The sequence below is a fragment of the Micromonospora sp. NPDC005194 genome (assembly GCF_040608335.1).
Classification (GTDB): Bacteria; Actinomycetota; Actinomycetes; order Mycobacteriales; family Micromonosporaceae; genus Micromonospora.
The window spans coordinates 85,265-111,017 of the sequence record NZ_JBEXIA010000011.1 but is presented as its reverse complement, the minus strand read 5'-3'; the positions used below and the strand labels follow the sequence as shown (position 1 = coordinate 111,017).

Sequence of the window (25,753 nt, the reverse complement as noted above, 5' to 3'; positions counted from 1 at the left end):
AACCCGCGCACCACCCAGGCCCCAAAACTGTTGCGCGGGTTGAAGCAGAGCAAAGGTGACGTGGCACCCTTGGCGGCTGTGAACGCAGCCGGTGAGGCAGGGCTGCCGAGCGTTCGGGACACCGGACAGTCAGGGACACCACGAGGCCAGGACCTGGCAAGGGGCACCCACGGTGCCGGGCAGGCGAGCGGTCAGGGTAGCCAGGTGGGCAGCGGCTCGCGGGCGGCCAGCCACGCCTCGGGCACACCGCCCGGCGTGCCGACGCCGGTGTACGCGGCCACCACCGCGCCGGTGATGGCCGCCGTGGTGTCCACGTCACCGCCGGCGCGCACGCAGACCCGGATGGCCTCCGGGTAGTCGTCGAGGTGGGTGGCGGCCACCCAGAGCGTGAACGCGACGGTGTCCTGGGCCGTCACGCGGGCGCCGTTGCCGAGCGCCGCCACCACGCGGGACAGGGGCCGGCCGAGCAGCCCGACGGCGCGGTGCACGCCGCGGTGCACCTCGGTGCCCGGGTCGACCGCGGCGGCGATCCCGGCCAGGAGCCGGGCCGGGGCCGGTCGGTGTCCGTCGAGGCGGGCCCGGGCGGCGAGCGCGGCGGCGACCGCCACCGCGACCGCGCCGGCGATTCCCTCGGGATGCGCGTGGGTCACCTCGGCCGAGGCGCGGGCCTGCGCGGCGGCGCGGGCGGTGGAGTCGGCGAAGTACGCGCCCAGCGGGCCCACCCGCATCGCCGCGCCGTTGCCGCAGGAGCCCTGGCCGTCGAAGGCGGACGCGGCGGCCACCGGCCACGGGGTGCCGGTGCGGATCAGCCGCAGGATCAGCATCGCGCCGGGGCCGTACCCGCGCCGGGCGTCGCAGCGTTCCGCGAACGCCAGTGCCAGCCGGTCCGGGTCGATGCGGCCCGTCGCGGCCAGTTCCGCGACCACCGAGCAGGCCATCTCGGTGTCGTCGGTCCACTCCCAGGGCGCGGGCGGCAGCGTGGCGTCGGCGAGGTCCTGCGGCGGCCCCGGCAGGAAGAACCGCGCGCCGAGCGCGTCGCCGGTGGAGAGGCCGGCGAGGCTGTCCCGGGCGAGCGCCAGGCGGGCGTCGGCGAACAGGGTGAAGGACATCGTTGTACCAGCTTGCCCGGTTCCCAGGCACGTCGCAACGCGATCAACTTGCCAGGCCAAGTACGGTCTTGTCGTGGCCTCCGTGCTCCTGGTCGAAGACGATCACGTCGTACGCGGCGCGATGCTGCGGTCCCTCGCTGACCGGGGGCATGCCGTGCACGCCGTGGGCACCGCCCTGGACGCGTTGCGCCGGGTCGCCGCGGAGACACCCGACCTGGTGGTGCTGGACCTCGGCCTGCCCGATCTCGACGGTTCCGACGCCCTGCGGATGCTGCGCGGCATCACCGACGTCCCGATCATCATCGCCACCGCCCGCGACGACGAGCAGTCGGTGGTCAAGCTGCTGCGCGCCGGGGCCGACGACTACATGGTCAAGCCGTTCACGGGCGCGCACCTGGACGCCCGCATCACCACGGTGCTGCGGCGTGCCGGGCGGGCCAGCCGGACGGTGCAGCCCGCGGTGCACACCGTCGGCGGGTTGCGGGTCGACGTCGGTGAGCGCAGCGCCCAGCTCGACGGGGAGCCGCTGGCGCTGACCCGTAAGGAATTCGACCTGCTGGCGTATCTCGCCGCACGACCCGGGCGGGTAGTGTCCCGCCGGGAACTCTTGGAGGAGGTATGGCGGCAGCCATCGGTCGGCGAGGATCAGACCATCGACGTACACCTGTACTGGCTCCGCAGAAAGATGGGCGAGTCCGCGGCGAAGCCGCGCTACCTGCGCACCGTGCGGGGGGTCGGGTTCCGGCTGGTGGCACCGGACTGAGGACGGCGCTGGCCCTGCTCACGGCCGGCATGTGCAGTCTCGTCGCGCTCGCGTTCCTGATCCCGCTCGGGTTGAGCCTGCGCGAGCAGAGCCGGGAGGAGGCGATCGCCGACGCGGCCCGGCGCAGCGCGCTGGTGACCGGGGCGCTGGCGGTGAGCACGGACCCGGCGGTGGTGGAACGCGCCGTCGTGGCCAGTGGTGACGGCGCGTCGACCCGGCCGGTGGTGCACGGGCTGGGGTTGGACGAGTCTGCCGGCCGCGCGAGCGGCAGCGACCTGGACCGGGCCCGCGCCGAGCGGCGCTCGCTGGTCACCGACGTCGACGGCGGGGTGGTCCGGCTCGACCCGGTGGTCCTCGGCGATCGGACGGCCGTGGTCGAGGTGTTCGTGGCGGACTCGACGTTGGGCGAGGGCGCCGGCAGCACCTGGCTGCTGCTGTTCGGGGTGGGCGCGGCGATGGCCGGCGCGGCGGTGCTGGTGGTCGACCGGGTGGCCGCCCGCGCGGTGGACGCCACCCGAGGTCTGGTCAAGGCCGCCCTGTCGATCGGCGACGGCGACCTGGGCGTACGCGTGGAGCCGACCGGCCCCCGTGAGCTGGCGGAGGCCGGGTACGCCTTCAACCGGATGGCCGACCGGCTGGACGCGGCGCGCACCGATGAGCGGGAGCTGGTGGCCGATCTGTCCCACCGGCTGCGGACGCCGTTGACCGTGCTCCGGCTGGACGCGGAGGCGCTGGAGTCCGACGACACCAGCGTGGGCTCGTTCAGCCCGGCGGAACTGGACCGGCTACGGGGCATCCGGCGGATCCGGCAGGCGATCGTCACCCTCGAAGGTGAGATCGACGTGCTGATCAAGACCACGCGCAAGGCGGTGGCCCACGAGGCCGGCCCGGCGATGTGCGACGTCAGCGAGGTCGTCCGGGACCGGATGGTGTTCTGGGCGGCGCTCGCCGGTGACCAGAACCGGCCACACCGGGTCAACGGCGCTCAGCTGCGCATCCCCGCGCCCGTGCCACGCGCCGAGCTGGCCGCCGCGCTGGACGCGGTGATCGGCAACGTCTTCCGCTACACCCCGCAGGGAACGGCGTTCGAGGTGGCCGTGTCCCGCCGCGACGGGTACGTGGCGATCCGGATCGACGACGCCGGCCCGGGGATCGCCAACCCGGACCGGGCGCTGCGGCGGGGCACCAGCGACCAGGGCTCGACCGGGCTCGGCCTGGACATCGCCAAGCGGGTGGCGTTGCAGGCCAACGGCTCGGTCAGCATCGACCGGGCCCGGTTGGGCGGCGCCAGCGTGGTGATGCTGCTCGCCGACCCGGAGGCGACGCCCCGGCAGGTCAACCGGTTCGGCCTCGTGGGCCGGATGGCGCGCGACGCCCGGGACCAGAAGACGAGCGGCCGTCGCTGGCCCCGCCAGCGCCCCACCGACGACTGAGCAGCGCCGCGCAGGCGACTAAACACCTCCGACCGATCGGCCGACGGGGGCGCTCCGATCGGCTGAGCGGACCGGGGCTGTGCGGCGGCGCAAGTCTTCCTTAGATCGCGGTTAACGACGGCGGTCGGAGGCCCGCGGGCTGACAGGATCAGAGCACGAACCCACCAGTTCCACCGGCCAGCGCACCGCGCACCCACGGGCCGGTGGAGCCGCGCGCGCGGCGGGAGTCTCAGGTCCCCCCACACCCACGCTCCCGCCGCGCGCCCCGCTCACCCGAGCGGCCCAGCCGACCGGCGTCAGCCGGCGCTGGCGACGTACGCCTCGATCTCGGCGGTGATCCGCTGCTTGCCGGCCGGGTCGAGGAAGGACGCGGTCACCGCGTTGCGGGCCAGGGCGGCCAGCTCCCCGGGGCCCGCCCCGAGCAGCCGGGCGGCCACCGCGTACTCGTCGTTGAGGGTGGTGCCGAACATCGGTGGGTCGTCGGAGTTGATGGTGACGAGCAGCCCGGCCTCGACCAGCCGGGGCAGCGGGTGCTCGTCGAGACTGGCCACGGCCCGGGTCCGTACGTTGGACGTCGGGCAGATCTCCATCCCGATCTGCCGCTCGGCCAGGTACGCGAGCAGCTCCGGGTCCTTGGCGGCGGAGATGCCGTGCCCGATCCGCTCGGCGCCCAGCTCGTTCAGCGCGTCCCAGATGGTCTGCGGGCCGGTGGTCTCGCCCGCGTGCGGCACCGAGCGCAGCCCGGCCGCACGGGCCTGGTCGAAGAAGGGCCGGAACTGCGGCCGGGGTACGCCGATCTCGGGGCCGCCGAGACCGAAGCTGATCAGCCCGTCCGGGCGCTCGTCGAGCGCGATGCGCAGCGTCTCCTCGGCCGCCGGCAGGCCGGCCTCGCCGGGGATGTCGAAACACCAGCGCAGCTCAAGGCCGAAGTCGGCGGCGGCGCGCTTGCGGGCGTCCTCGATCGCCTCGCAGAACGCCGGCGCGGGGATCCCCCGGCGCACGTGCGAGTACGGGGTGATGGTCAGCTCCGCGTAGCGGACCTGCTGGCGGGCCAGCTCCCGGGCCACCTCGTGGGTGAGGAGCCAGACGTCCTCCGGGTCGCGGATGAGGTCGACGACGCTCAGGTAGACCTCGACGAAGTGGGCGAAGTCGCGGAACTCAAAGTAGGTGGCCAGGGCCGCCGGGTCGGCCGGGACGGGCGAGCGACCCTCGTGCCGGGCGGCCAGCTCGGCGACGATGTGGGGGGAGGCGGAGCCGACGTGGTGCACGTGCAGCTCCACCTTGGGCAGGCCGGCGATGAAGGTGGTCAGGTCGGTCACGGGTTCTCCTGGGCATGAGCGCCGGTGCGGGCGACGACGAAGACGCGGCGGAACGGGAAGGACACCTGGCCGTGCCGCACCGGGTACGCGGCGGCGAGCCGTACGCCCAGCTCGGCCCGGAAGGCCGACCAGCCGGCGGCGTCCAGGGCGGCCCGGACGGGGCGCAGCGCGGTGCCCTCCATCCAGGCCAGCACCGGGTGGTCGGCGGCGGGTTCGGCCGGCAGCAGGTGCACGTAGGTAGTCTCCCAGGCGTCCACCGCGCAGCCGGCGGCGGTCAGCAGCTCCGCGTAGTCGGCCGGGTCGTCGACCGGGTCGGCGCGCAGCAGCGGGGTCAGCTCGGCACGCCAGGCCGGTCGGCCGGCGACCTCGCGCAGCGCCCGGTGCGACGGGGCGTCGAAGTTACCGGGGACCTGCATGGCGAGCCAGGCGCCGGCGGGCAGGTCGGCGGCCCACCGGCGCAGCAGCTCCTGGTGGCCGGGCACCCACTGCAGGGCCGCGTTGGTGACCACCACGTCCTCGTCGCCGGCCGGGCGCCAGTCGCGCAGGTCGGCGACGGCGAACTCGACCGGGGTCGGCAGGGCGCGCGCCCGGTCGATCATCTCCGGCGCGGAGTCGAGGCCGCGGACCCGGGCGTCCGGCCAGCGCTCGGCGAGGGTCGCGGTGAGCTGGCCGGGCCCGCAGCCGAGGTCGACCACCGTCCGGGGCCGCACGGCGGGGACCCGGGCGAGCAGGTCGTGAAACGGCCGGGAGCGCTCGTCGCCGTAGCGCAGGTACGTCGTCGGATCCCACATCTCCGCCTCCAAACCGTACGTCCGTCTTGTTGACGGTACGGCTCGCCTGGCAGGCCGGCAACCCGATCACTAGGCTCGGGGGCATGGAACAGCGCAACTTCAACCGGCTCGGCCGGACTGTCGGAGTGGTTGGCCTGGGCGCCTGGCAGCTCGGCGCCGACTGGGGCACGGTCACCGAGGCCGACGCCATGGCCGTGCTCAGCGCCGCCGTGGACGCCGGAGTCACCTTCCTGGACACCGCCGACGTGTACGGCGACGGCCGCAGCGAGCAGTTGATCGGCCGCTTCCTGCGCTCCCGGCCCGACGCAGGCCTGACCGTCGCCACGAAGATGGGCCGGCGCGTCGAGCAGCGGCCGGAGGCGTACACCCTGGCCCACTTCCGGCAGTGGACCGACCGGTCCCGGGCCAACCTCGGAGTGGACACCCTGGACCTGGTCCAGCTGCACTGCCCGCCGACCGCCGTCTTCGCCGACGACGCGGTCTTCGACGCCCTGGACACCCTCGTCGCCGAGAAGGCCATCGCGGGGTACGGGGTCAGCGTGGAGACCTGCGACCAGGCGCTCACCGCCATCGCCCGGCCCGGCGTGGCCAGCGTCCAGATCATCCTCAACGCCGTCCGGCACAAGCCGCTGGAGCGCGTCCTGCCGGCAGCCGCGCAGGCCGGAGTCGGCATCATCGCCCGGGTGCCGCTGGCCAGCGGCCTGCTCTCCGGCCGCTACGACGAGCACACCGAGTTCCCCGCCGACGACCACCGCAACTACAACCGCCACGGCGAGGCGTTCGACGTGGGCGAGACGTTCTCCGGCGTCGACTACGCGCAGGGGCTCGCGGCCGTCCGTCGGCTGGCGCCGCTGGTCGACTCCGACCGTACGATGGCGCAGTTCGCGCTGCGGTGGGTGCTGGACCAGGCCGGTGTCACAGTCGTCATTCCCGGCGCCCGCGACGCCGAGCAGGCCCGGCGCAACGCCGCCGCGGCCGACCTGCCGCCGCTCACGGCCGCGCAACTGGCTGGCGTACGCGAGGTCTACGACGAGCTGATCCGCCCGCAGGTGCACGACCGGTGGTGAGCCGCCCACCCCGGGTGCTCGCGTCGCGCCACCGCAACGGCGATGCTGGGACCCGGGGGCGGCGCGCCGCCCGATCCGGGAAGGAGGGCCCGCGATGAGGGGTTGGCTGACGCTCACCCTCGGCCTGCTGGCCGTGGTGGTCGGTGCGGTGTGGACGGTGCAGGGCCTCGGCTACGTCAGCGGCAGCGCGATGACCGACGAGCGGATCTGGGCGGTGATCGGCCCGATCGTGGCCCTGGCCGGGTTGGTCGTCATCTGGCTGGGCCTGCGCTCGCGCCGTCGACGCTGACTGATGAACGTGGGAAGCCCCGCATCCCGGAAGGGATACGGGGCTTTACTGCAACGACCCCTGGCCGGGTCGTCCACTGACCGGCGGGGGCCGGCCACCCTCGTCAGAGGGGACGGACCTGCTCGGCCTGCGGGCCCTTCTGACCCTGGGCGATCTCGAACTCCACTCGCTGGTTCTCCTCCAGCGTGCGGTAGCCGCTGGACTGGATGGCCGAGAAGTGGACGAACACGTCAGCACCCCCGCCGTCGACGGTGATGAAGCCGAAGCCCTTGTCAGCGTTGAACCACTTCACGGTTCCCTGCGCCATGTGTATCTCCTTCTAAAACTGGCGGCCGTGCACGCCGTGCGGCCGATTGGCCGTTTTCGAGCAGCGGCGTCTGAGGCGGCCCCCACGAAGGGAACGTCTCTCAACCCACGCCATCTCGCAACAGCGTGGAACAGCAAATCACGTACGCAAAAAGTCTGCACGACCTGTCCGACGAATTTCTCCGACATGTGACCTGACGGATGCCCGAGGTCGCTGGGCGGCGTGCGGAGCCGTGCGAAAGGCCCCCTTCCCGTCGATATGGAAGGGGGCCTCACGTCGATGTCGGTCAGTCCGGCCAGTGGCCGGTCATCCGGCGCACGCCGACCGCTCCACCCCGGTCCACAGCGGCGCGGACCACCGCGAAAATGGCCCCCTGCAACGCCGCGGCGGCCAGGATCTCGCCCCAGCCGCGGTCCTCGTCGGTGGCGTTGGGCGCCTCGCCGTCGCCCGCCGTGACCTTCCAGACCTGCCGGAAGATCGCGCCGGCCACCGTACCCGCGGCGATACCCAACAACACGCCGACCGGCCGGTACGCGACCCTGCCGATGCTCTTGCTCACCTACGCCTCCCCCGCACGATCATCAGCACCACCACGGTGGCCACCGCGCCGGCGGCGATCGCCGCCCACGGCACCGGGTTGCGTCGAACCAGCTCGCTCTTCTCGCGGACCAGGCCGCCCTTGTCGTACGCCTGGGCGCGTGCCATCTCGGCGCCGCGGGCGGCCTGCCCGCGGACCCGGGCCATGGTCTGCGCCGCCTGCTCGCGCATCCGCTCCCGCGCCTGCTCGGCGGACTCCTTCAGGCGGGCCTTGACGTCCGCCTTGGCGGCCAGCGCCTCCATCGTTTCGCCCAGCTCGACCCGGGTGCGGCGGATCTCCTCGCGGAGGGCCTCGGTGTCGCCCCTCCCGTTGCCTGTCATGCCCGGCCCCTGTCCTTCACGGCGGCGGCGACGGTGTCCACATCAGCCCGGAGGCTGCGGACCGCTGCCGCCGGCATCGGCGGGACCGCACGGCTGACCTGCTTCTTTCCCACCAGCGCGAGAATGCCGGCAACCAGGAAGAGAGCCACCGCGACGATCAGCGCGGCGGCCCAGGCGGGCAGCACCAGGTCGAGCAGCAGGATCGCCGTGACGACCAGCGCGCCCAGGCCGTAGAACGCCAGCGCGCCGCCGCCGCCGAACAGGCCGATCCCGATACCGGCGTGCTTGCCCTTCTGGGTCAACTCCGCCCGGGCCAGCGCCAGTTCATCTCGCACCAGACGGGAGACCTGTTCGGTGGCCCGCTGCACCAGCTCGGCGGTGGAGGGCTCGCTCCCATTGCGGGATGTGCGGGCATTTGCCACGTCAGCCATGCTGTCCTCCTTTCCTCATCACCGCGCTGTATGCCCGGAGTTGCCGCTCGTCAATCCTAGAGCGCCCCGAGTCGGTGACCGTTCCTGTTGCCCGGTTGCCGCGCCGATCGCCGACAGAGATGTCCGGCAGCAGGTCCCCCGCCAAAGCCAACCCAAACCTCCCCGCCCACCCCCCTTTGACGGTGATCAAGAGGTTTGCGTCAGGAGTCGCGCTTTCCGTGACGCAAACCTCTTGATCACCGGAATCAGCGGGTGGGGGTGGCGGGACTGGGGGTGGGGGTGGGGGTTTCGTCGGGGCCGACGAAGGCTTCGCTGCGGGCGTCGCCGTCGTCACTGCCGCCGAAGACGCGCGCGTCGTCGGGGGCCTCGGTGGCGCCCGGACGGCTGGTCGGCCGCCGGGGCTGGACCCACTGCCACGGCAGGTTGCTGCTGGCGTCGCCCAGCTCGGTGCGCATCCGGGGCATCGCGGTGGGCCGGTTGTCCCGGATCCAGGCCACCAGGTGCTCGCGGACGAGGCAGCGCAGGTCCCACAGGCTGCCCGCGTCGGCGGCGCTGACCAGCGCGCGCACCCGTACCGTCCCGCCGGTGGCGTCGGTGACCTGCAGGACGCAGACCCGGCCGTCCCACAGCTCGGTGCCCTCGACCAGCCGGCGCAGCTCCTCCCGCATGGTCTGCACCGGCACGGCCCAGTCGACGTCGAACTCGGCGGTGCCGAGCACGGCCGCCTCGGTCCGGGTCCAGTTCTGAAAGGGCGTGCTGGTGAAGTACGAGGTGGGCAGGATCAGCCGCCGGTCGTCCCAGATCTGGACCACCACGTAGCTGAGGGTCAGCTCCTCGATCCGACCCCACTCCCCCTCGACGACCACCACGTCGTCGAGGCGGACCGCGTCGCTGAAGGCGAGCTGCAGCCCGGCGAAGACGTTGCCGAGCAGACTCTGGGCGGCCAACGCGGCCACCACACCGACCACACCGGCGGAGGTCAGCACGCCGGCGCCGATACCGCGCACGCTCGGGAACGTCATCAGCATCACGCCGACGGTCAGGATGACGATCACCGCGACGGTCAGCCGCCGCAGCATCACCACCTGGGTACGCACCCGTCGGGCGTGCCGGTTGTTCGGCACGTCGACGCGGAACCGGGCGAGCGCGGTGTCCTCCACGACGATCAGCAGCGCCGCCACCAGCCAGGCAGCGCTGGCGATCACGCAGAGCACCAGCAGGTGCAGCAGCAGCCGCCGCCAGCTCTCACCGACGGCGTACCCGGTGCTCAAGCGGATGGCGAACTGCACCGCGAGCACCGTGACGGCGACCTGGAACGGGCGGTGCGCGTGGTCGGTCAACTCGGTCATCAACAGCGAGCGGCGACCGAACCGTCGGGTGAGCCGGTGGATGACCCCGACCAGGAAAAGGGCGACCGCCGCCGCGGCGAGCGCGGCGACGGCCGTTTCGAGATAGCTCTGCACGAGTGGGGCGCTTCCCTTCGACCGGGGGCGGTAGTTCGGGCAAAAGCCCAATAGTGCCCGACGTCCCCGGTATCGACCAGCTCAGACCTTGCGGTACCGGGACTGGAGGAAGCAGTAGACGCCGAAGCAGGCGATGCCCAGGGCGACCAGGGTCAGCAGGAAGGTGCCGTACGACTGCTCGCCAAGGGTGTGCAGCGCGGCGTCCAGACCGCGGGCCTTCTCCGGGTCGTAGTTCACCGCCGCCACGATGACCAGCAGGCCGGCGATGCCGTACGCGACGCCCTTCGCGACGTACCCGGCGATGCCCAGCCGGCGGGCCAGCTTGCGGGTCTTCGGGCTCATCTCGCCGGTCTTCAGGTGCTTCTCAAACTTTTTGAGGATCCCGTAGATCACCAGACCGACGCCGATGGCGGCGAGCACCAGCCCGGCGAGGCCGACCAGCCAGCGGCCCCCGGTGGAGGTCATCAGTTTGCCGGTCAGCGCCTCCTGCTGGTCGGCGCTGTTCGAACCGGCGTCGGAGAAGACCTTGAACGCGGTCCAGGCGAAGTAGAGGTAGACGATGGTCCGGCCGGCCGAGGCGAGCCGTTCGGTGACCCGCTCCCTGCCCCGCTCGGCGCGGTGCCCGACCGCCGCCTCCAACCCCTGCCAGATCGCCATGGCGAGCAGGCCGACCGCGGTGGCGATGACCAGGAACTTGCCCAGCGGTTGCGCGGCGAGCGTCCGCAGCGCGCCGGACTGGTCGCCGTCGTCGGACGACGAGCCGAACGCGATCTGCAGGGCCAGCCAGGCGAAGAGCAGGTGGACGATGCCGTAGCCGATGAAGCCGGCCCGGGCGAGGAGTTCCAGCCACCGGCTGTCCGCCGTTCGGGAGGCGGTGGCTTCGGCGCTACGGGTGAGTGACATGCGGCCACAATCTCCGATTTCGAAGATCCCCAAACGTCGGCCACCGCCGCCCGCCAGGTCAGTTGCCCGGGTTGCGGGAAACGCGGATCTTGACCTGCTGGTCGGTGACGCTGTCGAGGGTGACCGCGAAGCCGCCGGCCTCGGTGGCCTGCTGGCCGGTGGTGAGGGTGAGCTGCTCGCCGGCGACCTCGACGGTCACCTGGTCGCCCTCGGCCCCGACCAGCTTGGCCTCGACGCCCAGGATCGTGGCGCTCGCGTCGACACCCCGCTCGAAGGTGACCGTGCAGGCGTCCAGCCCGCAGTCGGTGGAGGCGCCCTGGGAGCTGCAACCGGCGAGCACGGCGAGGCCGAGCGCCAGGCCGGCGAAGAGGCCGGCGGCGCGGCGGACGGGGGGCAGGGGGATGGTGGCGGGTCGGTTCGTCACCTCGCCAAGGGTACGAGACGTCCGCGACGCCCAGGCGAGGGCGAGCGCGCAACGCATCCCGGCTAGGGTCCGGGCATGGCCTTCGACATCGCCCGTATCCGGGCCGCCTATCCCGCCCTGACCGAGGGCTTCGTCCACTTCGACGGCGCCGGGGGCACCCAGACCGCGGCCGGTGTGATCGACGCGGTCACCGACGTCATGCGCGCGGCCGTCGGCAACCGCAGCGCCGCGTTCGAGCCGGGCCGCCGCTCGCTGGAGCTGGTGGCGGCGGCCCGCTCGGCGGTCGCCGACCTGCTCGGCGCCGAGCAGGACGGGGTGGTGCTGGGCCCGAGCGCCACCGCGCTGACGTACACCCTGGCCCGTACGCTCGGCGCTGGTTGGCGGCCGGGCGACGAGGTGGTGGTGTCCCGGCTCGACCACGACGCCAACGTGCGCCCGTGGGTGCAGGCCGCCGAGGCCGCCGGCGCGACGGTGCGCTGGGCCGAGTTCGACAGGCACACCGGCGAGCTGCCCACCGGCCAGTACGCCGACCTGGTCGGCGAGCGGACCCGGCTGGTCGCGGTGACCGCCGGCAGCAACGCCATCGGCACCGTGCCGGACGTGCCGGCGATCGCCAAGATCGCGCACTCCGTCGGGGCGCTGGTCTGCGTCGACGGGGTGCACTCGGTGCCGCACGGGCCGACCGACCTGGCGTCGCTCGGCGCGGACGTGCTGGTCACCAGCGCCTACAAGTGGTCCGGGCCGCACCTGGCCGCGATGGTCGCCGACCCGGCCCGGTGGGCGGCGCTGCGCCCGGCGAAGCTGGTGCCGTCCGCGGACGCGGCGCCGGACCGTTTCGAGTACGGCACCCCGAGCTTCGCGCTGCTGGCCGGCGTGACCGCCGCGGTGGACCACCTCGCCGGGCTGGACCCGGACGCGGTCGGTGACCGCCGGGCGCGGCTGCGGGCCGGACTGGCCGCCGCGCAGGCGCACGAGGAGGCGCTGCTGGACCGGCTGCTCGCCGGACTCGCCGCGCGGCCCGCGATCACCGTCTACGGCTCGCCGGCGCGGCGCTGCCCGACGGTCTCGTTCCGGGTCGCCGGGATGTCGCCGGCGGCGACCCAGCAGGCGCTTGGCGACGCCGGGTTCTGCCTGTCGTCCGGCGACTACTACGCCTACGAGTACTTCCAGACGATGGGGTTGCGCGACAGCGGCGGCGCGGTGCGGGCCAGCATCTACCACTACAACACGGCGGACGAGGTGGACCGGTTGCTGGCCGAACTCGACGCGGCGGCCGACCGGACGGGGACAATGGCCCGGTGAGCACCCTCGTCGAGGACAACCCCGCCAAGAACCGCTTCGAGATCCTGGTCGACGACGCGCTGGCCGGCTTCACCGCGTACCTGCCCCGTGGGGAGGTGCTGGTCTTCACCCACACCGAGGTGGACAGCGGCTTCCAGGGCAAGGGCGTCGGCAGCACGTTGATCCGGGGCGCCCTGGATCAGGTGCGCGCCCGCGGCGGCCGGGTGGTGCCGCAGTGCCCGTTCGTCGCCGCGTTCATCGACAAGCACCCCGAGTACGCCGACCTGGTGGCCGAGCAGCCGTAACCGAACGGGTCGGCGTCAGCGGGCCCGGCCGGTCAGCACCTCGGCGGCGGCCTGCCCACTGGCCCGGGTGGCGCCGTGGGTGGCCAGGTGGGCCGACCCGGTGACCAGCTCGGGCACGCCCAGCTCGACCACCACCGCGTCGGGCCGGGCGCTGAGCGCACGCCGCACCGCGGCGCGCATCCACTCGTGCCGGTGCAGGTCACGGACCACCAGGACGAGGGGGCGGTCGCCGGCCCCGGCGCCCGGGTCGGCGGGCACGTCGGGCTCGGCGTGGCGCACCGTCGTCGTGCCGGGCAGCAGCTCGCCCAGCTGCTCCCCGATGCCCCACGGGGTCTCCGCGCCGATGGCGATGTTGCGCGGCGGCTCGAACTCGACCACGTACGCGGCGCTGGTCAGCGGCAGCGCGCTCGGCGCGTCCGGGCCGGTGGTGACCCGCACGGCACGACGGGCGGCGACCAGCCCGACGTCGGAGGCCCCGTGGACGGCGCCCGAGCGGGCGGCGCGGGCGGCCACCGTCCAAGCGGCGAGCTGCCCGACCCGCTTGGCGGCCTCGGCGAGACGTTCCTCGGGCAGCTCACCGGAGACGACGGCGGCCACGATGGCGTCGCGCAGCTCCCGGGCCGCCCCCTCGTCGGCCCGCTCACCACCGACGCAGATCGCGTCGGCCCCGGCGGCCAGCGCCCGCACCGCCGCGCCGGCGAAGCCGTACCGGTCGGCGACCGCGCGCATCTCCACCGCGTCGGTCACCACCACGCCGGAGAAACCCATCTCGTCGCGGAGCAGCCCGCCCAGGATGCGCTGGCTCAGCGTGGCCGGCAGCCGCTCGTCGAGCGCGGGCACCAGCAGGTGGCCGGTCATCACCGCCTGCACGCCGGCCGCCACGGCGGCGCGGAACGGCGCCAACTCGCAGGCGTCCAGACGGGCCCGGTCGGCGGTGATCCGGGGCAGGTCGTGGTGGGAGTCGACGCGGGTGTCACCGTGCCCGGGGAAGTGCTTGGCACAGGCGGCCACGCCGCCGCGCTGCAACCCGCGGACCCAGGCGGCGGTGTGCCGCGCGACGAGCGCCGGGTCGGCCCCGAACGACCGGACGCCGATCACCGGGTTGGCCGGGTTCGAGTTGACGTCGGCGTCCGGCGCGTAGTCGAGGGTCACCCCGGCCGCCGCCAGCTCGACGCCGAGGTCGAGGGCGACCGCCTCGGTCAGCGCCGGGTCGTCGACCGCGCCGAGGGCGAAGTTCCCCGGCCGGGTGCTGCCCCGGGCGGACTCGATCCGGGTGACGTCGCCGGCCTCCTCGTCGATCGCCACGATGACGTCCGGCCGCTCGGCGCGCAGCGTGGCGGTCAGCGCCGCCACCTGGGCGGTGTCGACGACGTTGCGGGCGAAGAGCACCACCGAGCCGAGCCCTTCGCCGAGCCAGCGGCACACCCACTGTGGCGGCGTGGTGCCGACGAACCCGGGTTGCAGGACGGCGGCGGCCAGCTCCGGAAGGTGCCCGGCGGGCGCGGTCACGCCGTGGCCCCGAAACGGTCGGCGTCGGTCGCGGGCGTCGGCGCGTTGCCGCCGACCCGCTGGTTGCGCTCGCTCATGCGGCCCCCGTACCCCATCTCTCGCGCGCCCTCGGCGCACCGCCACCGGCAGGCGGTGCTGCCATGGTCACACCGAGCGATTCAATAGTCAATAAACCTTACAGTTGCCCGGCGGCACCGTTCCCGGGAGAGTGCGGGGATGGACCCCGCCCTGCTGGCCGACGCCACGAGCCCGGCCGACATCCCCGGCGTACGCCTGCTCGGCCTGGTGGTCGGCGCCCTCCTGCTGCTCGCGGCGATCCGGGCGATGTTCGGCCGACGGTGAGCGATCAGGCCCCGGCCTACCGGTGTGGCCGACCGCGACCGGGGTACGGCTTCCCCATCAGCTGGTCCGCGCGCCGAAGGGGAAGCGATGAAGATCGGTTACTTTCTGTCCAGTGAGGAGTTCACGCCGGCCGAGCTGGTGGAGCAGGCCCGCGGCGCCGAACGGGCCGGCTTCGAGGCGCTGTGGATCTCCGACCACTATCACCCCTGGGTGGACGCGCAGGGCCAGAGCCCGTTCGTCTGGTCGATGATCGGCGCGCTCAGCCAGGTCTGCTCGCTGCCGGTGACCACGGCGGTGACCTGCCCGACCGTGCGGATCCACCCGGCCGTGATCGCCCAGGCGGCGGCGACCAGCGCGGTGCTGCACGGCGGGCGGTTCGTGCTCGGCGTCGGCACCGGCGAGGCGCTCAACGAGCACATCTTCGGCGACGCCTGGCCGCCGGCCGACGTCCGGCTGGAGATGCTGGAGGAGGCCGTCGAGGTGCTGCGAGAGCTGTGGGACGGCGGCTTCGTCAACCACCGCGGCAAGCACTACACGGTGGAGAACGCCCGGATCTACACGCTGCCCGACACGCCGCCGTCGATCTACGTCTCCGGCTTCGGCCCGAAGGCCATCGACCTGGCCGCCCGCATCGGCGACGGCTACGTGAGCACGATGCCCGACGGTGAGATGGTCCGGCGCTTCAGGGAGAACGGCGGCGGCGACAAGCCGTGCCAGGCCGGCTTCAAGGCGGCGTACGCGGCAAGCGAGTCCGAGGGCGCGCGGATCGCGTACGAGCGCTGGCCCAATGCCGGGGTGCCGGGCGAGCTGTCCCAGGTGCTGCCCTCGCCGCGCCACTTCGAGCAGGCCGCCGAGCTGGTCACGCCGGAGATGGTGCGCGACGCGTTCGTCTGCGGCAACAGCGCCGACGCGCACCTGGAGATGATCGACAAGTACGCCAAGGCCGGCTTCGACGAGGTGTACGTGGCCAACACCGGCCCGCACTACCAGGGCCTGTTCGACCTCTACCAGCGCGAGGTGCTCCCCCGCCTGCGCTGAGCCACCGACCCGCCGAGCCCATGATCGCCGAACGCGTTTCGGCGGTCGTGGGCTCGGGTACCTCCGGCCCTCGATGAAACTGTCCACGCATTCGATGACGTTGCGCCGCGCGGCGCGGAGCCTCTTCGGCTGGAAAGCGCTGCGGCCCAACCAGCTCGCCGCCATGCGCGCGGTGATGAAGCGACGTGACGCCCTGGTGGTGTTGCCCACCGGCGCCGGCAAGTCGGCCATCTACCAGATCCCGGCCAGCCTGATCCCCGGCCCGACCGTGGTGATCTCCCCGCTGCTGGCGCTGCAGCAGGACCAGATCGCGGCGCTCAACGAGCGGCAGCGTCCGGAGCTGCGGGCGGTGCGGATCAGCTCGAACGAGTCGGCCGCGCAGCAGGCCGAGGCGATCGCCGAGATCCAGTCGGGCCGGGCGGAGTTCCTGTTCATCACGCCGGAGCAGTTGAGCAACCCGGACCGGATGGCCGAGGTCGCCGCGCTGAAGCCGGCGCTGGTGGCGATCGACGAGGCGCACTGCATCTCCGCCTGGGGGCACGACTTCCGGCCCGACTACCTGGCGCTGGGCCACCTCATCGAGGGCATCGGCCGGCCGCCGGTGGTCGCGCTGACCGCCACCGCCTCCCCGCCGGTACGCGACGACATCATCGCCCGCCTGCGGCTGCGCGAGCCCGAGGTGGTGGTGTCCGGGCTGGACCGGTCCAACCTGTTCCTGGAGGTGGCGCACTGCCCCACCGAGGACTACCGGTGGCGGCGACTGATCGCGCTGCTGCGCGACGACGAGCGACCGGGGATCATCTACGTGCCGACCCGCAGGTCGGCCGAGGAGCTGGCCGCCCGGCTGACCGACGCGGGCTTCCCGGCGCAGTTCTACCACGGTGGGATGCCGGCCGGCGCGCGCAACGAGCTGCACGAGGCGTTCCTCGCCGACCAGGTGCCGATCATGGTGGCCACCTCGGCGTTCGGAATGGGCATCGACAAGCCCAACATCGCCTGGGTGGTGCACATGGCGCTACCCGACTCGCCGGACAGCTACTTCCAGGAGATCGGCCGCGCCGGACGTGACGGACAGCCGGCCCGGGTGCTGCTGCTCTGGCAGGCCGAGGACGTGGGCCTGCAACGGTTCTTCAGCGGCGGCCTGCCGGACCCCGACGAGTTGCGCGACCTGGCCGCGCTGCTGCGCCGCAAGCCGGCCACCAAGACCGAGCTGCGCGAGGCCACCGGCCTCGGCCCGCGCAAGCTGGGCCAGTACCTCTCGCTGCTGGAGCAGGCCGGCGCCGCCGAGCCGCGCGCCCGGCAGCGCATCGCCGCGCCCCGCTACTCGCCCACCCCGACCGACGCGGCGGCCGCGGCGCTGGCCGAGGCGGAACGCCAGCAGACGGTGACCCGCTCCCGCACCGACATGATGCGGGCCTTCGCCGAGACCACCGCCTGTCGCGGGCAGACCCTGCTGGCCTACTTCGGCGAGCAGATGACCGAAGTCTGCGCGCACTGCGACAACTGCCACCGGGGCACCAGCGTGGCCGACCAGGGCGCGGTCGGGCCGTTTCCGGTGCACAGCCAGGTGCGCCACGCGGAGTGGGGGCACGGCCTGGTGCTCTCCTACGAGGACGACAAGATGACGGTTCTCTTCGATGAGGTCGGGTACAAGACCCTGTCGGTGCGCGTGGTGTCCGAGCAGGGTCTGCTGACCCTGGACTAGCCTGACCCGGGCACCGGTGCGGGGCCCGTGGATTGACACACTGAGCAGGGCGGAAGGGGCGTTGCCGTGATCGAGCAGCCGGCGTACACCGGTTTCGGTTTCTCCGACGGGGAGTGGGGGCTGCTGGTCGGCCTCCCGCAGTCGGTGCTGACCGCGGCGAGCGCCGCCGAGTCCGACGGCACCCGCCGGACCATGGCGGAGAACGCGGCCGGGCTGGAGACCATCGCCGCGGGCCGGGAGTCGGCCAGCCCGCTGGTCGCCGCCGTGGCCGGCGAGATCGTCGCGCGGGTCGGCGACCCGGACAGCGGCGAGGAGCTGCCGGTCATCGCGCCCGCCGACCCGGGCGCGATGATCGACGACGTGTTGGTGCGGGCCGGCGAGGCGTCCGCGTTGCTGGCCGCCCGGGTCGACGAGGGCGAGGCCGGCGCGTACAAGCACTGGCTGGTGAAGATCGCCGAGCAGGTGGTCGGCGCCGCGTCCAGCGGCGGGCTGCTCGGCCTCGGCGGCGAGTCGGTCAGCGACTCCGAGCGGCGGTTCCGCGACCGGCTCGCGCACGTGCTCAACGACTGACCGACGACGCTTCCGACAGCGGCGTACCGTTCGGTTCGGTCGGCTCGGCGGCCAGCGCCGCCGGGTCGGCCGGCCGGACGCCGCGCAGCGTCACCAGCGCGGTCGCCGCGCCCAGGACCATCGCCACCATGGCGGCGATCGCGGCGAGGTGCAGCCCGTCGGTGAAGGCGAACCGGGCTGCGTGCAGCACCGCGTCACCCACCTCCGCCGGCAGTCCCCGGGTCACGGCGAGGGCACCGCCCAGCGTCTCCCCGGCCGCGTCGCGGGCGTCCGCCGGCAGCCCGGCCGGCAGCTCGTCGAGGACCTCGCGGCGGTAGATCGCGGCGCCCACGCTGCCCAGGATGGCCATCCCCAGCGCGCCGCCCAGCTCGCTGCTGGACTCGGTCAGCGCGGAGGCGACACCGGCCTGCTCCGGCGGCGCCGCACCGAGGACCAGCTCGGTGACCAGCGACATCACCATCACCAGGCCGCCCGCGTACACGCTGGCGCCGACCAGCAGCAGCCAGAGCGGCGTCTCGGGCGTGACCCGAGTCAGCACCGCGAACCCGAGCACGGCGATCGCGAAGCCGGCGCCGATCAGGTACGCCCGCTCGACACGCTGGGCGAGCGCGGCGGCGGCCGGGGCCACGCCGCCCACCGCCAGCGACGGCACCAGGCTCCACAGTGCCGCCCGCAGCGGGCTCAGGCCGAGCACCAGTTGCAGGTGCTGGGTGGTGAAGATGGCGAACCCGACAAGGGCGAACATCGCCAGCAGGTTCACCGCGAGCGACCCGGCGAAGCCGTGGCGACGAAACAGCGCCAGGTCGACCATCGGGTACGCCCGGGTCCGCTGCCGGTGCAGGAAGAGCGCCCCGACGAGCAGACCGGCGACGACGGCCAGCACCCGGACCGCGCTGACGCCGTCGCGTGCCATCTCCTTGATGCCGTAGATCACCGGCAACAGCGCGCCGAGCGACAGCGCCGCGCTGACCAGGTCGAACCGCCCGCGCACCGGGTTGCGGAACTCGGGCACCAGGACCGGGGCGAGCAGGAGCAGCAACAGCATCGCCGGAATGTTGATCAGGAAGATGGAGCCCCACCAGAAGTGCTCCAGCAGGACGCCGCTGAGCACCGGTCCGATGGCGATGCCGCCGGTGAGCGTGGCGGTCCAGATGCCGATCGCGGTGCCCCGCTGCTTGGCGTCGTGGAACATGTTGCGCACCAGGGCGAGCGTGGACGGCATCAGGGTGGCCCCGCCGACGCCGAGCACGGCGCGCGCGGCGATCAGCGTAGCGGCGCTGTCCGCGTACGCGGCCAGCAGGGACGCGGTGCCGAACGCGGTGGCGCCCAGCAGCAGGAGCCGACGCCGGCCGATCCGGTCGCCGAGGGCGCCCATGGTGATCAGCAGCCCGGCGAGCACGAAGCCGTAGATGTCGAAGATCCAGAGCTGCTGGGTGGCGGTGGGCCGCAGCTCCTCGCTGATGAACGGGACGGCGAAGTAGAGCACCGACACGTCCATCGAGACCAGGAGCAGCGGCAGCATCAGCACCGCGAATCCGATCCATTCCCGCCGGCCCGCGTGGGGTGCCGGTGCGGTCGTCGCTGTCATGGGAGAACTCCTTCTGCGTATGACGTACGCTGTTATGCGTAGACCATACGCAGAACTAGGATGGCGGGGCAAGGAGGAAACGTGGCGGAGACGAAAGACGACAGCGGCCCGGCGCTCCCGCCGGCCATCGAGAGCGCCTGGGGCCTGCGGGGGCGGCCACCGCGGGGTCCCCGACCCGGCCTCAGCGTGCCCGCCATCGTCGACGCCGCCGTCCGGGTCGCCGACGCCGATGGGCTGCCGGCCGTCTCGATGAGCCGGGTGGCCAAGGAGTTGGGCGCGGCCACCATGGCCCTCTACCGGCACGTCGGCTCCAAGGACGAGCTGCTGACGCTCATGGTGGACGCCGGGTACGGCCCGTCGCCCGGCCCGGCCTCGCCGGACGACGACTGGCGCGCCCGCCTGACCCGCTGGGCCTGGGCCGAACACGACGTGCTGCGACAGCGCCCCTGGCTGCTGCACGTGCCGATCACCGGCCCGCCGATCACCCCTCAGCAGCTCGACTGGATGGAGGACGGGCTGCGCTGCCTCGACGGCACCACCCTGCCCGAGGGCGAGAAGATGTCGATCCTCCTGCTGATCACCGGGTACGTCCGCAACGAGGCCACGCTCACCAACCAGATCGCCGAGGGCAGCCGGGCGGCCGGCGTCGAGCCGGGCGAGATGATGCCGGCGTACCGCCGGATGGTGGGGCGTCTCATCGACCCGGTCCGCTTCCCCGCGCTGCTTCGGGTGCTGAACGCCGGCGTCCTCGATCAGGACGACGACCCGGACGACGAGTTCACCTTCGGCCTGGACCGGATCCTCGACGGCATCGAGGCGCTGATCGCCCGCCGAGCGGCCTGAGGCGACGCCGATGCTGCCCACCGAGACCGTCGACACCACCGTCCTGCCACCCGGTGAACGGTTCGGCATGTGGCTGGACCTCGTGGCGCGCACCTCCGCGCCGTTGCGGATCCGGTCCGCGCACACGGCCGACTTCGCCGCCCGGGCCGATTTCGTCGACCTCGGCGCGATCCAACTGGTCGAGTACCAGTACCCGTCACTGGACGCCACCCGCACCCGCAAGCTGGTCCGCCGCTCGGACCCGGAGCTCTACGTGCTCGCCCTCACCACCGGTGGCGTCGGCACGTCCAGTCAGGACGGTCGCCGCAGCGAGATCCTGGCCGGCGAGTTCACCTTCTACGACGCCTCCCGCGAACACGACGTCTGCCACCACTCGACCGAGCCGCAACGGACCCAGGCCACCTCGATCATCACGCTGATCCCGCACGCCGCGCTGCCGCTGCCACCCCAGCGGATGGCCGCGCTCTACGGCGGCCGGATGTCCGGCAGCGAGGGGCTCGGTGCGCTGCTGGCGCAGTTCCTGCTCCAGGTGACCGGGCACCCCGAGCAGTACCACGCCGCCGACGCCGGCCGGCTCGGCGCGGTGGGGCTGGACCTGGCCACCACCATGCTCGGCCGGCACCTGGTCGCCGAGGACGCGGTGCCGACCGAGGTCCGCCGCCGGGCGCTGGTCGCCCAGGTGCAGGCGTACGTCCACCGCCACCTCGGCGACGCGACGCTCAGCCCACAGGTCGTCGCGGACGCCCACCACATCTCGCTGCGCACACTGCACCGGCTCTTCGAGGCCGAGAACTCCACTGTGGCGTCGTACATCCGGGACCTTCGGCTGGACCGGTGCCGGCGTGACCTGACCGACCCGACGCTGCGGACCCAGCCCGTGCAGGTCATCGCCGCGCGCTGGGGGTTCGGGGACAAGGCCCACTTCAGTCGCGTGTTCCGGGCGGCGTACGGGGTGAGCCCGCAGGCGTGTCGCGACGGCGACGCACTTGCGGCGCGGCCCGTCAACCGCCTGGCATCCAGAGTCAACTCGTCCGGGGCAGACTGACGACCGACGTGGCCGAGGCGGCGCCCGCGCACCGGGCTCGACAGCGGCCACGAACGGGGGCCGTGGCGAGGCGCCCGCCGCAGGACGCGGCGGGCGGCCGCCCGGTGTCGCCCCCGGGCCGAGGCCCCGGCCCCGTCGCTTCCCCCCAGGATCGTCGGCGGGGCCGGTCAGGCCTTCTCCAACAGGTCCAACACGACCCGCTCGATCTCCTCGCGCGGCGCACCCGGGTCCACCGGCGCCACCACTCCGTCGTGGTAGAGGTCGACGACCCGGGGGTCCACGTAGGACGTCCGCGCCACCGTCGGGGTGTTGCCCAGCAGCTCGGCCACCGCACGCATCACCGCCGCCACCGCCCTGCGCCGGGCGGTGGCCGAGCGGGCCGGGTCGGCCGCGGCCAACTCCGCGGCGGCCAGCACCGTGGCATGCCAGGTGCGGAAGTCCTTGGCGGTCATCTCGCCGCCACTGGCGTCGCGCAGGTAGCCGTTGACCTCGTCACTGCGTACGTCGCGCCACTCCCGGCCGTCCCAGTAGCCGAACAGCCGGTCCGCCCGCCGGCGACGCCGGCGCAGGTTGACCAGCACCTCGCACAACTCCGGGTCCTCGATCCGGCGCACCTGCTCGATACCGCCCTTGGCGGGGAACTCGAAGACCACGCAGCCACCGCGTCTGCGGGCGTGCTCCGGGCGCAGGGTGGACACCCCGAACGTCGGGTCGTCGCCGGCCGCGTACTGGTCGCTGCCGACCCGGAACATCCCCATGTCGAGCAGTCGGGTCACGGTCGCCAGCACCCGGTCCCGACCCAGCCCTCGCCCGCCCAGGTCCTGTCCCACCCGATCCCGCAGCCCCGGCAACCGCCGGGCCACCTCCAGCATGTGGTCGAACTTCGCCGCGTCCTGCTTCTCGCGCCACACCGGGTGGTAGACGTACTGCTTGCGTCCGGCCGCGTCGATGCCGGTCGCCTGGATGTGCCCGTTCGCGTGCGGCGCGATCCACACGTCCTGCCAGGCCGGGGGAATCACCAGCTCCCGCAGCCGCGCCAGGGTCGCGGGATCCCGCACGACCGCACCGCCCGGATCGACGAAGGTCCAGCCCTTACCGCGCCGGCGTCGCCCGTAACCGGGCCGACCCGGGTCGCTACGCCGCAACCGCACCGGAGACCCGCACCGCCCTCTCCACCTCGTCCACGGCGGCCAGCACCTCGTCGAGGCGCAGGGCCGTCAATGTCGGGTGGCTCCCTACCCCGTCCCACCTGCGCCAATCCCCCGCACCGGCCCACAGCGCCCGGTGCCGGGGCCGGTCCGGCGGTGGCCCCCACGCGGCCGGAGGCACCGGCCCGAAGAGCACCACCGACGGGGTCCCGTACGCGGTGGCCAGGTGGGCCACGCCGGTGTCCCCGCTGACCACCAGCCGGGCGTCGGCGACCAGCGCGGCCAGCGCGCCGAGGTCGGTCCGGCCGGCCAGCACGGTGGCCGGCGCGAGGCCGGCCGCGTCGGCGACCCGAGCGGCCAGCGCGCGTTCGTCGGCCGAGCCGGTGACCAGCACCCGATGCCCCCGTTCGTCGAGCGCCCGGGCCAGGGCCGCGAACCGTTCGGCGGGCCACCGCTTGGCGGGGACCTTGCTGCCCGGATGCAGCAGGGTGGCGCCGGCTGGTCGGCCGGCCTTTCCGGGCCGGCGCAGGCCGAGGTCACGGCGGTCGGTCGGGATGTCGTACCAGGACAGCAGCCGGCACCAGCGGTCCACCTCGTGCTCGTCGTCGACCCACCGCGGCCCGTCGCCGAACCCGGCGGCGGCGTTCGCGAAGGCGAGCAGCCGCCCCGGACGGGCGGCGGCCAGCAGGCGATGCGACTGTGGGCCGCGTCCGTGCAGATTCACCGCGACCTGCGGGGCGGGGCCGGGCCAGGACGGCCCGTCCAGCCCGGCGGTGTCCACCAGCCGGTCGACGCCCCCGACCAGGTCGACCAGCGGGGCCAGGCCGCCGGGCGCGGCGAGCGCCAGCTCCCTACCGGGGTACGCGGCCCGCAGCGCCCGCAGCGCGGGCACCGCGGTGACCAGGTCGCCGACGCCGAGGGCGCGCAGCACGAGGATCACGGGTACGACGTCTCCTGCTCGGCGCAGACCACCATCTCGCGCACCGCGCAGCCGGGCGGCTGGTTGAGCGCGAACATGACCGCCGCGGCCGTGTCGACGGGGTCGTTGAGGATGGCGTCCGGCCCCGGCTTGTACTGCGGGTCGCGCTCGTCGAAGAACGCGGTACGCATCCCGCCGGGAATGAGCAGGGTGACCCCGACCTGGCCGGCGAGCTCGGCGGCCAGGGCGCGGGTGAACCCGACCACGCCGAACTTCGCCGCGCAGTACGCGGTGGCGTCGCTGACCGCCTTGACCCCCAGGGTCGAGGCGACCGTGACGATGCGGCCCCGAGAGGTCTGCAGGAACGGCAGCGCGGCCCGGATCACCGCGGCGGTGGCCAGCAGGTCCACGGCGACGATCCGGTCCCAGATCTCCCCCGGCACGTCGGCGAGCCGACCCGGCACGTCCGTGCCGGCGGCCGTGACCACCGCGTCCAGGCCGCCGGCCTGCTCGGCGAGGTGCTGGGTGGCCACCTCGGCGGCGCGGGTGTCGGCGAGGTCGCACTCGGTCCAGGACACGCCGTCGACCGGCGCCTGCCGGTCCAGCACGAGCGGGCGGCCACCGGCAGCGGCCACCGCCGCGACCACCGCCGCGCCGAGCCCGCTGGAGCCGCCGGTGACCAGGACGGTGGGCCCGGCGCCGGACGTCGTGGCGGTCATCGGCTGCGCTCCCGCGTCGTCGACACCGGCTGCTGCGTGCGTTCACCCAAGCCGGGGGCCTGCCCGCCGGCCGAACGGGTGATCAGGTCACTTGTGGAACGACCGTCCAGGTACGGCACCACCACCGTGTTCCCGCCCCAGCGGCGCAGGACCTCCGCCTCGGGGAGCCCTTCCGCGTCTGGGCCGCCGGTCGCGTAGTCGCCGCCCTTGACCCAGACGTCGGGGCGCAGCCAGGACAGCACCGCCTCCGGCGTCGGCTCGTCGAAGACGAGGACGGCGTCGACGCAGCTCAGCGCGGCCAGCAGGCGGGCCCGATCACCCTCGGACATGACCGGCCGGTCCGGCCCCTTCAACCCGGTCACGCTGGCGTCGGAGTTCACGCAGACGATCAGGCAGTCGCCGAGCTGCCGCGCGGCCTGCAGGGTGGCCACGTGCCCGGCGTGCAGCAGGTCGAAGCAGCCTCCGGTGGCCACCACGGTGCCGCCGGCACCCCGCACCTCGGCGAGCAGCGTGGCGACCGCCGCGATGCCCACCCGGTCACCACCCGGGCCGGCGACCCCGTGCCCGCTCGCCGGTCCGCGGTTCGACCCCGCCCGCAGGACGCGCGGAAACGGCTGCTCCGGTGGCGGCAGCGCCGTGGCCACTCCCCCACCCGCCACGTACGCGGACGCCTCGGCGACCGCCGCCTGCACCGCCTCGGAGACCAGCGCGCCCTCGGCCAGCGCGAGACTGGCGGCGGCGGCGAACCGGTCACCGGCCCCACAGGTGTCGCCCTCGGCGCTGCCCGGGGTGGGCACCACAAGCGGCGTCGACCCGGCGTGGCAGAGCAACGCGCCGTCCCCGCCCAACGTCACCGCGACCGCGCCCGCCCGCCACCGCCGCCGCAGCCCCTGCGCACCCCGGGACGCGGTGGCCAGCCGGGACGCGCCGGGCAGCGCGGAGACCAGCTCGCGTACCTCCGACTCGTTCGGGGTGACCAGGTGCACCCCGGGCACCGCGGCCGGGCCGCGCGGGTGCGGGTCCCAGACGACCGGCGCGCGGGTGGCGGCCAGCGCGGCGCGCAGCGCGGGCTGGCGGGCCACTCCCCGGCCGTAGTCGCTGACCAGCACCGCCGACGCCGCGGCGAGCACCCGCAGCACCTCGTCGGAGGGCTGACCCGGCTCGCCGGAGGCGCCGCCACGGTCGTGACGCAGCAGCACCCGGCCCCGGGCCCGCAGCCGGATCTTCTCCGGGGTCGCACCGGACAGGCTCAGCGGGTACACCTGCACGCCGGCCGCGGCGAGCAGCGCGCTGAGCCGCGCGCCCCCGGCGTCGTCGGCGAGGGCGGTGATCAGCACCACCTCGGCGCCCTGCGCGGCCGCGAAGACCGCGGCGAGGCCGGCGCCGCCGGGCCGGTCGACGGCCGAGGTCTCGTCGAGCACCGGCACCGGGGAGTCCGGGCAGAGGCGGTTCACCACCCCTTCCACGTCCCGGTCGAGCAGGGTGTCCCCGACCACCACCACGGGTCCCCTCACGCTTTCCCCC

28 protein-coding genes are annotated in these 25,753 nt (G+C 73.9%); 12 read left to right on the top strand and 16 right to left on the bottom strand.

Going from position 1 to position 25,753, the window contains the following annotated elements:
• Positions 1-191: 191 nt before the first annotated feature.
• Positions 192-1,109 carry an ADP-ribosylglycohydrolase family protein gene (locus tag ABZU53_RS12315; RefSeq protein WP_355065669.1) on the bottom strand — a complete coding sequence of 306 codons (918 nt, stop codon included), beginning with the start codon at positions 1,107-1,109 and terminating at the stop codon, positions 192-194.
• Positions 1,110-1,182: 73 nt separating this feature from the next.
• Between ABZU53_RS12315 and ABZU53_RS12310 the strand changes: the two genes are divergently transcribed.
• Both ABZU53_RS12310 and ABZU53_RS12305 read left to right on the top strand, forming a co-directional pair.
• A complete protein-coding gene (locus tag ABZU53_RS12310; RefSeq protein ID WP_007458139.1) occupies positions 1,183-1,872 on the top strand; it encodes a response regulator transcription factor in 690 nt (229 codons plus the stop codon).
• A 29-nt stretch (positions 1,873-1,901) separates the two neighbouring features.
• Complete coding sequence (locus tag ABZU53_RS12305) at positions 1,902-3,305, top strand: HAMP domain-containing sensor histidine kinase (protein ID WP_354861976.1); 1,404 nt, start codon at positions 1,902-1,904, stop codon at positions 3,303-3,305.
• A gap of 296 nt (positions 3,306-3,601) precedes the next feature.
• Here ABZU53_RS12305 and ABZU53_RS12300 read toward each other — a convergent pair whose 3' ends face one another.
• Both ABZU53_RS12300 and ABZU53_RS12295 read right to left on the bottom strand, forming a co-directional pair.
• Positions 3,602-4,624, bottom strand: coding sequence for an adenosine deaminase (locus ABZU53_RS12300; RefSeq protein ID WP_355065667.1), 1,023 nt, complete (start codon positions 4,622-4,624; stop codon positions 3,602-3,604).
• The gene (locus ABZU53_RS12295) at positions 4,621-5,415 is read right to left on the bottom strand and encodes a trans-aconitate 2-methyltransferase (RefSeq protein ID WP_355065665.1); all 795 of its coding nucleotides are present in this window, start codon (positions 5,413-5,415) and stop codon (positions 4,621-4,623) included. Before ABZU53_RS12295 ends, ABZU53_RS12300 begins: the two co-directional genes overlap by 4 nt.
• Before the next feature lie 83 nt (positions 5,416-5,498).
• Here ABZU53_RS12295 and ABZU53_RS12290 point away from each other — a divergent pair, with 83 nt between their 5' ends.
• Complete coding sequence (locus tag ABZU53_RS12290) at positions 5,499-6,482, top strand: aldo/keto reductase (RefSeq protein WP_355065663.1); 984 nt, start codon at positions 5,499-5,501, stop codon at positions 6,480-6,482.
• 94 nt (positions 6,483-6,576) lie between these two features.
• The gene (locus tag ABZU53_RS12285; RefSeq protein ID WP_354861983.1) at positions 6,577-6,771 is read left to right on the top strand and encodes a hypothetical protein; all 195 of its coding nucleotides are present in this window, start codon (positions 6,577-6,579) and stop codon (positions 6,769-6,771) included.
• A gap of 103 nt (positions 6,772-6,874) precedes the next feature.
• On the opposite strand, the gene ABZU53_RS12280 is transcribed toward ABZU53_RS12285, so the two are convergent.
• From ABZU53_RS12280 to ABZU53_RS12250, 7 genes are all read right to left on the bottom strand, one after another.
• A complete protein-coding gene (locus tag ABZU53_RS12280) occupies positions 6,875-7,078 on the bottom strand; it encodes a cold-shock protein (protein ID WP_013732668.1) in 204 nt (67 codons plus the stop codon).
• Positions 7,079-7,364: 286 nt separating this feature from the next.
• Positions 7,365-7,637, bottom strand: a complete 273-nt coding sequence (locus ABZU53_RS12275) for a DUF4235 domain-containing protein (RefSeq protein ID WP_354861985.1) — start codon at positions 7,635-7,637, stop codon at positions 7,365-7,367.
• Positions 7,634-7,996, bottom strand: a complete 363-nt coding sequence (locus ABZU53_RS12270) for a DUF3618 domain-containing protein (protein ID WP_354861987.1) — start codon at positions 7,994-7,996, stop codon at positions 7,634-7,636. Before ABZU53_RS12270 ends, ABZU53_RS12275 begins: the two co-directional genes overlap by 4 nt.
• The gene (locus ABZU53_RS12265) at positions 7,993-8,427 is read right to left on the bottom strand and encodes a phage holin family protein (protein WP_007458124.1); all 435 of its coding nucleotides are present in this window, start codon (positions 8,425-8,427) and stop codon (positions 7,993-7,995) included. The genes ABZU53_RS12270 and ABZU53_RS12265 overlap by 4 nt, the downstream gene beginning before the upstream one ends.
• Before the next feature lie 245 nt (positions 8,428-8,672).
• The gene (locus ABZU53_RS12260; RefSeq protein ID WP_355065661.1) at positions 8,673-9,890 is read right to left on the bottom strand and encodes a mechanosensitive ion channel domain-containing protein; all 1,218 of its coding nucleotides are present in this window, start codon (positions 9,888-9,890) and stop codon (positions 8,673-8,675) included.
• A gap of 81 nt (positions 9,891-9,971) precedes the next feature.
• Complete coding sequence (locus tag ABZU53_RS12255) at positions 9,972-10,793, bottom strand: DUF1206 domain-containing protein (RefSeq protein ID WP_354860973.1); 822 nt, start codon at positions 10,791-10,793, stop codon at positions 9,972-9,974.
• A 58-nt stretch (positions 10,794-10,851) separates the two neighbouring features.
• Positions 10,852-11,217: a hypothetical protein gene (locus ABZU53_RS12250; RefSeq protein ID WP_354860975.1), complete on the bottom strand. Its 366-nt coding sequence runs from the start codon at positions 11,215-11,217 to the stop codon at positions 10,852-10,854.
• A gap of 75 nt (positions 11,218-11,292) precedes the next feature.
• Here ABZU53_RS12250 and ABZU53_RS12245 point away from each other — a divergent pair, with 75 nt between their 5' ends.
• Positions 11,293-12,519, top strand: coding sequence for a cysteine desulfurase-like protein (locus tag ABZU53_RS12245; protein WP_355065660.1), 1,227 nt, complete (start codon positions 11,293-11,295; stop codon positions 12,517-12,519).
• Positions 12,516-12,803 carry a GNAT family N-acetyltransferase gene (locus ABZU53_RS12240; RefSeq protein ID WP_354860977.1) on the top strand — a complete coding sequence of 96 codons (288 nt, stop codon included), beginning with the start codon at positions 12,516-12,518 and terminating at the stop codon, positions 12,801-12,803. The genes ABZU53_RS12245 and ABZU53_RS12240 overlap by 4 nt, the downstream gene beginning before the upstream one ends.
• A gap of 15 nt (positions 12,804-12,818) precedes the next feature.
• Here ABZU53_RS12240 and ABZU53_RS12235 read toward each other — a convergent pair whose 3' ends face one another.
• Positions 12,819-14,312: a glycoside hydrolase family 3 N-terminal domain-containing protein gene (locus ABZU53_RS12235; RefSeq protein ID WP_354860978.1), complete on the bottom strand. Its 1,494-nt coding sequence runs from the start codon at positions 14,310-14,312 to the stop codon at positions 12,819-12,821.
• A 216-nt stretch (positions 14,313-14,528) separates the two neighbouring features.
• Here ABZU53_RS12235 and ABZU53_RS12230 point away from each other — a divergent pair, with 216 nt between their 5' ends.
• The 4 genes from ABZU53_RS12230 to ABZU53_RS12215 all read left to right on the top strand — a co-directional run bounded on the left by ABZU53_RS12230 (position 14,529) and on the right by ABZU53_RS12215 (position 17,967).
• Positions 14,529-14,654 carry a hypothetical protein gene (locus ABZU53_RS12230; protein WP_255421242.1) on the top strand — a complete coding sequence of 42 codons (126 nt, stop codon included), beginning with the start codon at positions 14,529-14,531 and terminating at the stop codon, positions 14,652-14,654.
• A gap of 87 nt (positions 14,655-14,741) precedes the next feature.
• Entirely contained in the window at positions 14,742-15,692 is a 951-nt protein-coding gene (locus ABZU53_RS12225; protein WP_355065658.1) for a TIGR03557 family F420-dependent LLM class oxidoreductase, read from the top strand.
• A gap of 73 nt (positions 15,693-15,765) precedes the next feature.
• On the top strand, positions 15,766-17,397 hold the full coding sequence (locus ABZU53_RS12220) for an ATP-dependent DNA helicase RecQ (protein WP_354860982.1): 1,632 nt from the start codon (positions 15,766-15,768) through the stop codon (positions 17,395-17,397).
• 66 nt (positions 17,398-17,463) lie between these two features.
• Positions 17,464-17,967, top strand: coding sequence for a hypothetical protein (locus ABZU53_RS12215; RefSeq protein ID WP_354860983.1), 504 nt, complete (start codon positions 17,464-17,466; stop codon positions 17,965-17,967).
• Here ABZU53_RS12215 and ABZU53_RS12210 read toward each other — a convergent pair.
• Positions 17,957-19,555: an MFS transporter gene (locus ABZU53_RS12210; RefSeq protein WP_355065656.1), complete on the bottom strand. Its 1,599-nt coding sequence runs from the start codon at positions 19,553-19,555 to the stop codon at positions 17,957-17,959. The genes ABZU53_RS12215 and ABZU53_RS12210 overlap by 11 nt on opposite strands.
• An 81-nt stretch (positions 19,556-19,636) precedes the next feature.
• Between ABZU53_RS12210 and ABZU53_RS12205 the strand changes: the two genes are divergently transcribed.
• Both ABZU53_RS12205 and ABZU53_RS12200 read left to right on the top strand, forming a co-directional pair.
• Positions 19,637-20,398 (top strand): TetR/AcrR family transcriptional regulator, encoded by a 762-nt coding sequence (locus tag ABZU53_RS12205; RefSeq protein ID WP_354860987.1) that lies wholly within the window; start codon positions 19,637-19,639, stop codon positions 20,396-20,398.
• Positions 20,399-20,408: 10 nt separating this feature from the next.
• Positions 20,409-21,443 carry a helix-turn-helix domain-containing protein gene (locus ABZU53_RS12200; protein WP_354860988.1) on the top strand — a complete coding sequence of 345 codons (1,035 nt, stop codon included), beginning with the start codon at positions 20,409-20,411 and terminating at the stop codon, positions 21,441-21,443.
• A 167-nt stretch (positions 21,444-21,610) separates the two neighbouring features.
• Here ABZU53_RS12200 and ABZU53_RS12195 read toward each other — a convergent pair whose 3' ends face one another.
• Genes ABZU53_RS12195 through ABZU53_RS12180 form a run of 4 tightly spaced genes read right to left on the bottom strand, consistent with a single transcriptional unit; the run spans position 21,611 to position 25,743 of the window.
• On the bottom strand, positions 21,611-22,594 hold the full coding sequence (locus ABZU53_RS12195) for a DNA topoisomerase IB (RefSeq protein WP_355065654.1): 984 nt from the start codon (positions 22,592-22,594) through the stop codon (positions 21,611-21,613).
• The gene (locus tag ABZU53_RS12190; RefSeq protein WP_355065652.1) at positions 22,578-23,531 is read right to left on the bottom strand and encodes a glycosyltransferase family 9 protein; all 954 of its coding nucleotides are present in this window, start codon (positions 23,529-23,531) and stop codon (positions 22,578-22,580) included. The genes ABZU53_RS12195 and ABZU53_RS12190 overlap by 17 nt, the downstream gene beginning before the upstream one ends.
• A complete protein-coding gene (locus ABZU53_RS12185) occupies positions 23,528-24,229 on the bottom strand; it encodes an SDR family oxidoreductase (RefSeq protein WP_355065650.1) in 702 nt (233 codons plus the stop codon). Before ABZU53_RS12185 ends, ABZU53_RS12190 begins: the two co-directional genes overlap by 4 nt.
• Complete coding sequence (locus ABZU53_RS12180; protein ID WP_355065648.1) at positions 24,226-25,743, bottom strand: PfkB family carbohydrate kinase; 1,518 nt, start codon at positions 25,741-25,743, stop codon at positions 24,226-24,228. Before ABZU53_RS12180 ends, ABZU53_RS12185 begins: the two co-directional genes overlap by 4 nt.
• Positions 25,744-25,753: the final 10 nt, after the last annotated feature.

Excerpts from the sequence above, each read along its gene's own strand:
- ABZU53_RS12280 (WP_013732668.1), bottom strand. The coding sequence starts at position 7,078 with ATGGCGCAGGGAACCGTGAAGTGGTTCAACGCTGACAAGGGCTTCGGC.
- ABZU53_RS12305 (WP_354861976.1), top strand. The coding sequence starts at position 1,902 with ATGTGCAGTCTCGTCGCGCTCGCGTTCCTGATCCCGCTCGGGTTGAGC.
- ABZU53_RS12225 (WP_355065658.1), top strand. The coding sequence starts at position 14,742 with ATGAAGATCGGTTACTTTCTGTCCAGTGAGGAGTTCACGCCGGCCGAG.
- ABZU53_RS12315 (WP_355065669.1), bottom strand. The coding sequence starts at position 1,109 with ATGTCCTTCACCCTGTTCGCCGACGCCCGCCTGGCGCTCGCCCGGGAC.
- ABZU53_RS12245 (WP_355065660.1), top strand. The coding sequence starts at position 11,293 with ATGGCCTTCGACATCGCCCGTATCCGGGCCGCCTATCCCGCCCTGACC.
- ABZU53_RS12230 (WP_255421242.1), top strand. The coding sequence starts at position 14,529 with ATGGACCCCGCCCTGCTGGCCGACGCCACGAGCCCGGCCGACATCCCC.
- ABZU53_RS12290 (WP_355065663.1), top strand. The coding sequence starts at position 5,499 with ATGGAACAGCGCAACTTCAACCGGCTCGGCCGGACTGTCGGAGTGGTT.
- ABZU53_RS12270 (WP_354861987.1), bottom strand. The coding sequence starts at position 7,996 with ATGACAGGCAACGGGAGGGGCGACACCGAGGCCCTCCGCGAGGAGATC.
- ABZU53_RS12265 (WP_007458124.1), bottom strand. The coding sequence starts at position 8,427 with ATGGCTGACGTGGCAAATGCCCGCACATCCCGCAATGGGAGCGAGCCC.
- ABZU53_RS12210 (WP_355065656.1), bottom strand. The coding sequence starts at position 19,555 with ATGACAGCGACGACCGCACCGGCACCCCACGCGGGCCGGCGGGAATGG.
- ABZU53_RS12220 (WP_354860982.1), top strand. The coding sequence starts at position 15,766 with ATGAAACTGTCCACGCATTCGATGACGTTGCGCCGCGCGGCGCGGAGC.
- ABZU53_RS12255 (WP_354860973.1), bottom strand. The coding sequence starts at position 10,793 with ATGTCACTCACCCGTAGCGCCGAAGCCACCGCCTCCCGAACGGCGGAC.
- ABZU53_RS12295 (WP_355065665.1), bottom strand. The coding sequence starts at position 5,415 with ATGTGGGATCCGACGACGTACCTGCGCTACGGCGACGAGCGCTCCCGG.
- ABZU53_RS12285 (WP_354861983.1), top strand. The coding sequence starts at position 6,577 with ATGAGGGGTTGGCTGACGCTCACCCTCGGCCTGCTGGCCGTGGTGGTC.
- ABZU53_RS12185 (WP_355065650.1), bottom strand. The coding sequence starts at position 24,229 with ATGACCGCCACGACGTCCGGCGCCGGGCCCACCGTCCTGGTCACCGGC.
- ABZU53_RS12200 (WP_354860988.1), top strand. The coding sequence starts at position 20,409 with ATGCTGCCCACCGAGACCGTCGACACCACCGTCCTGCCACCCGGTGAA.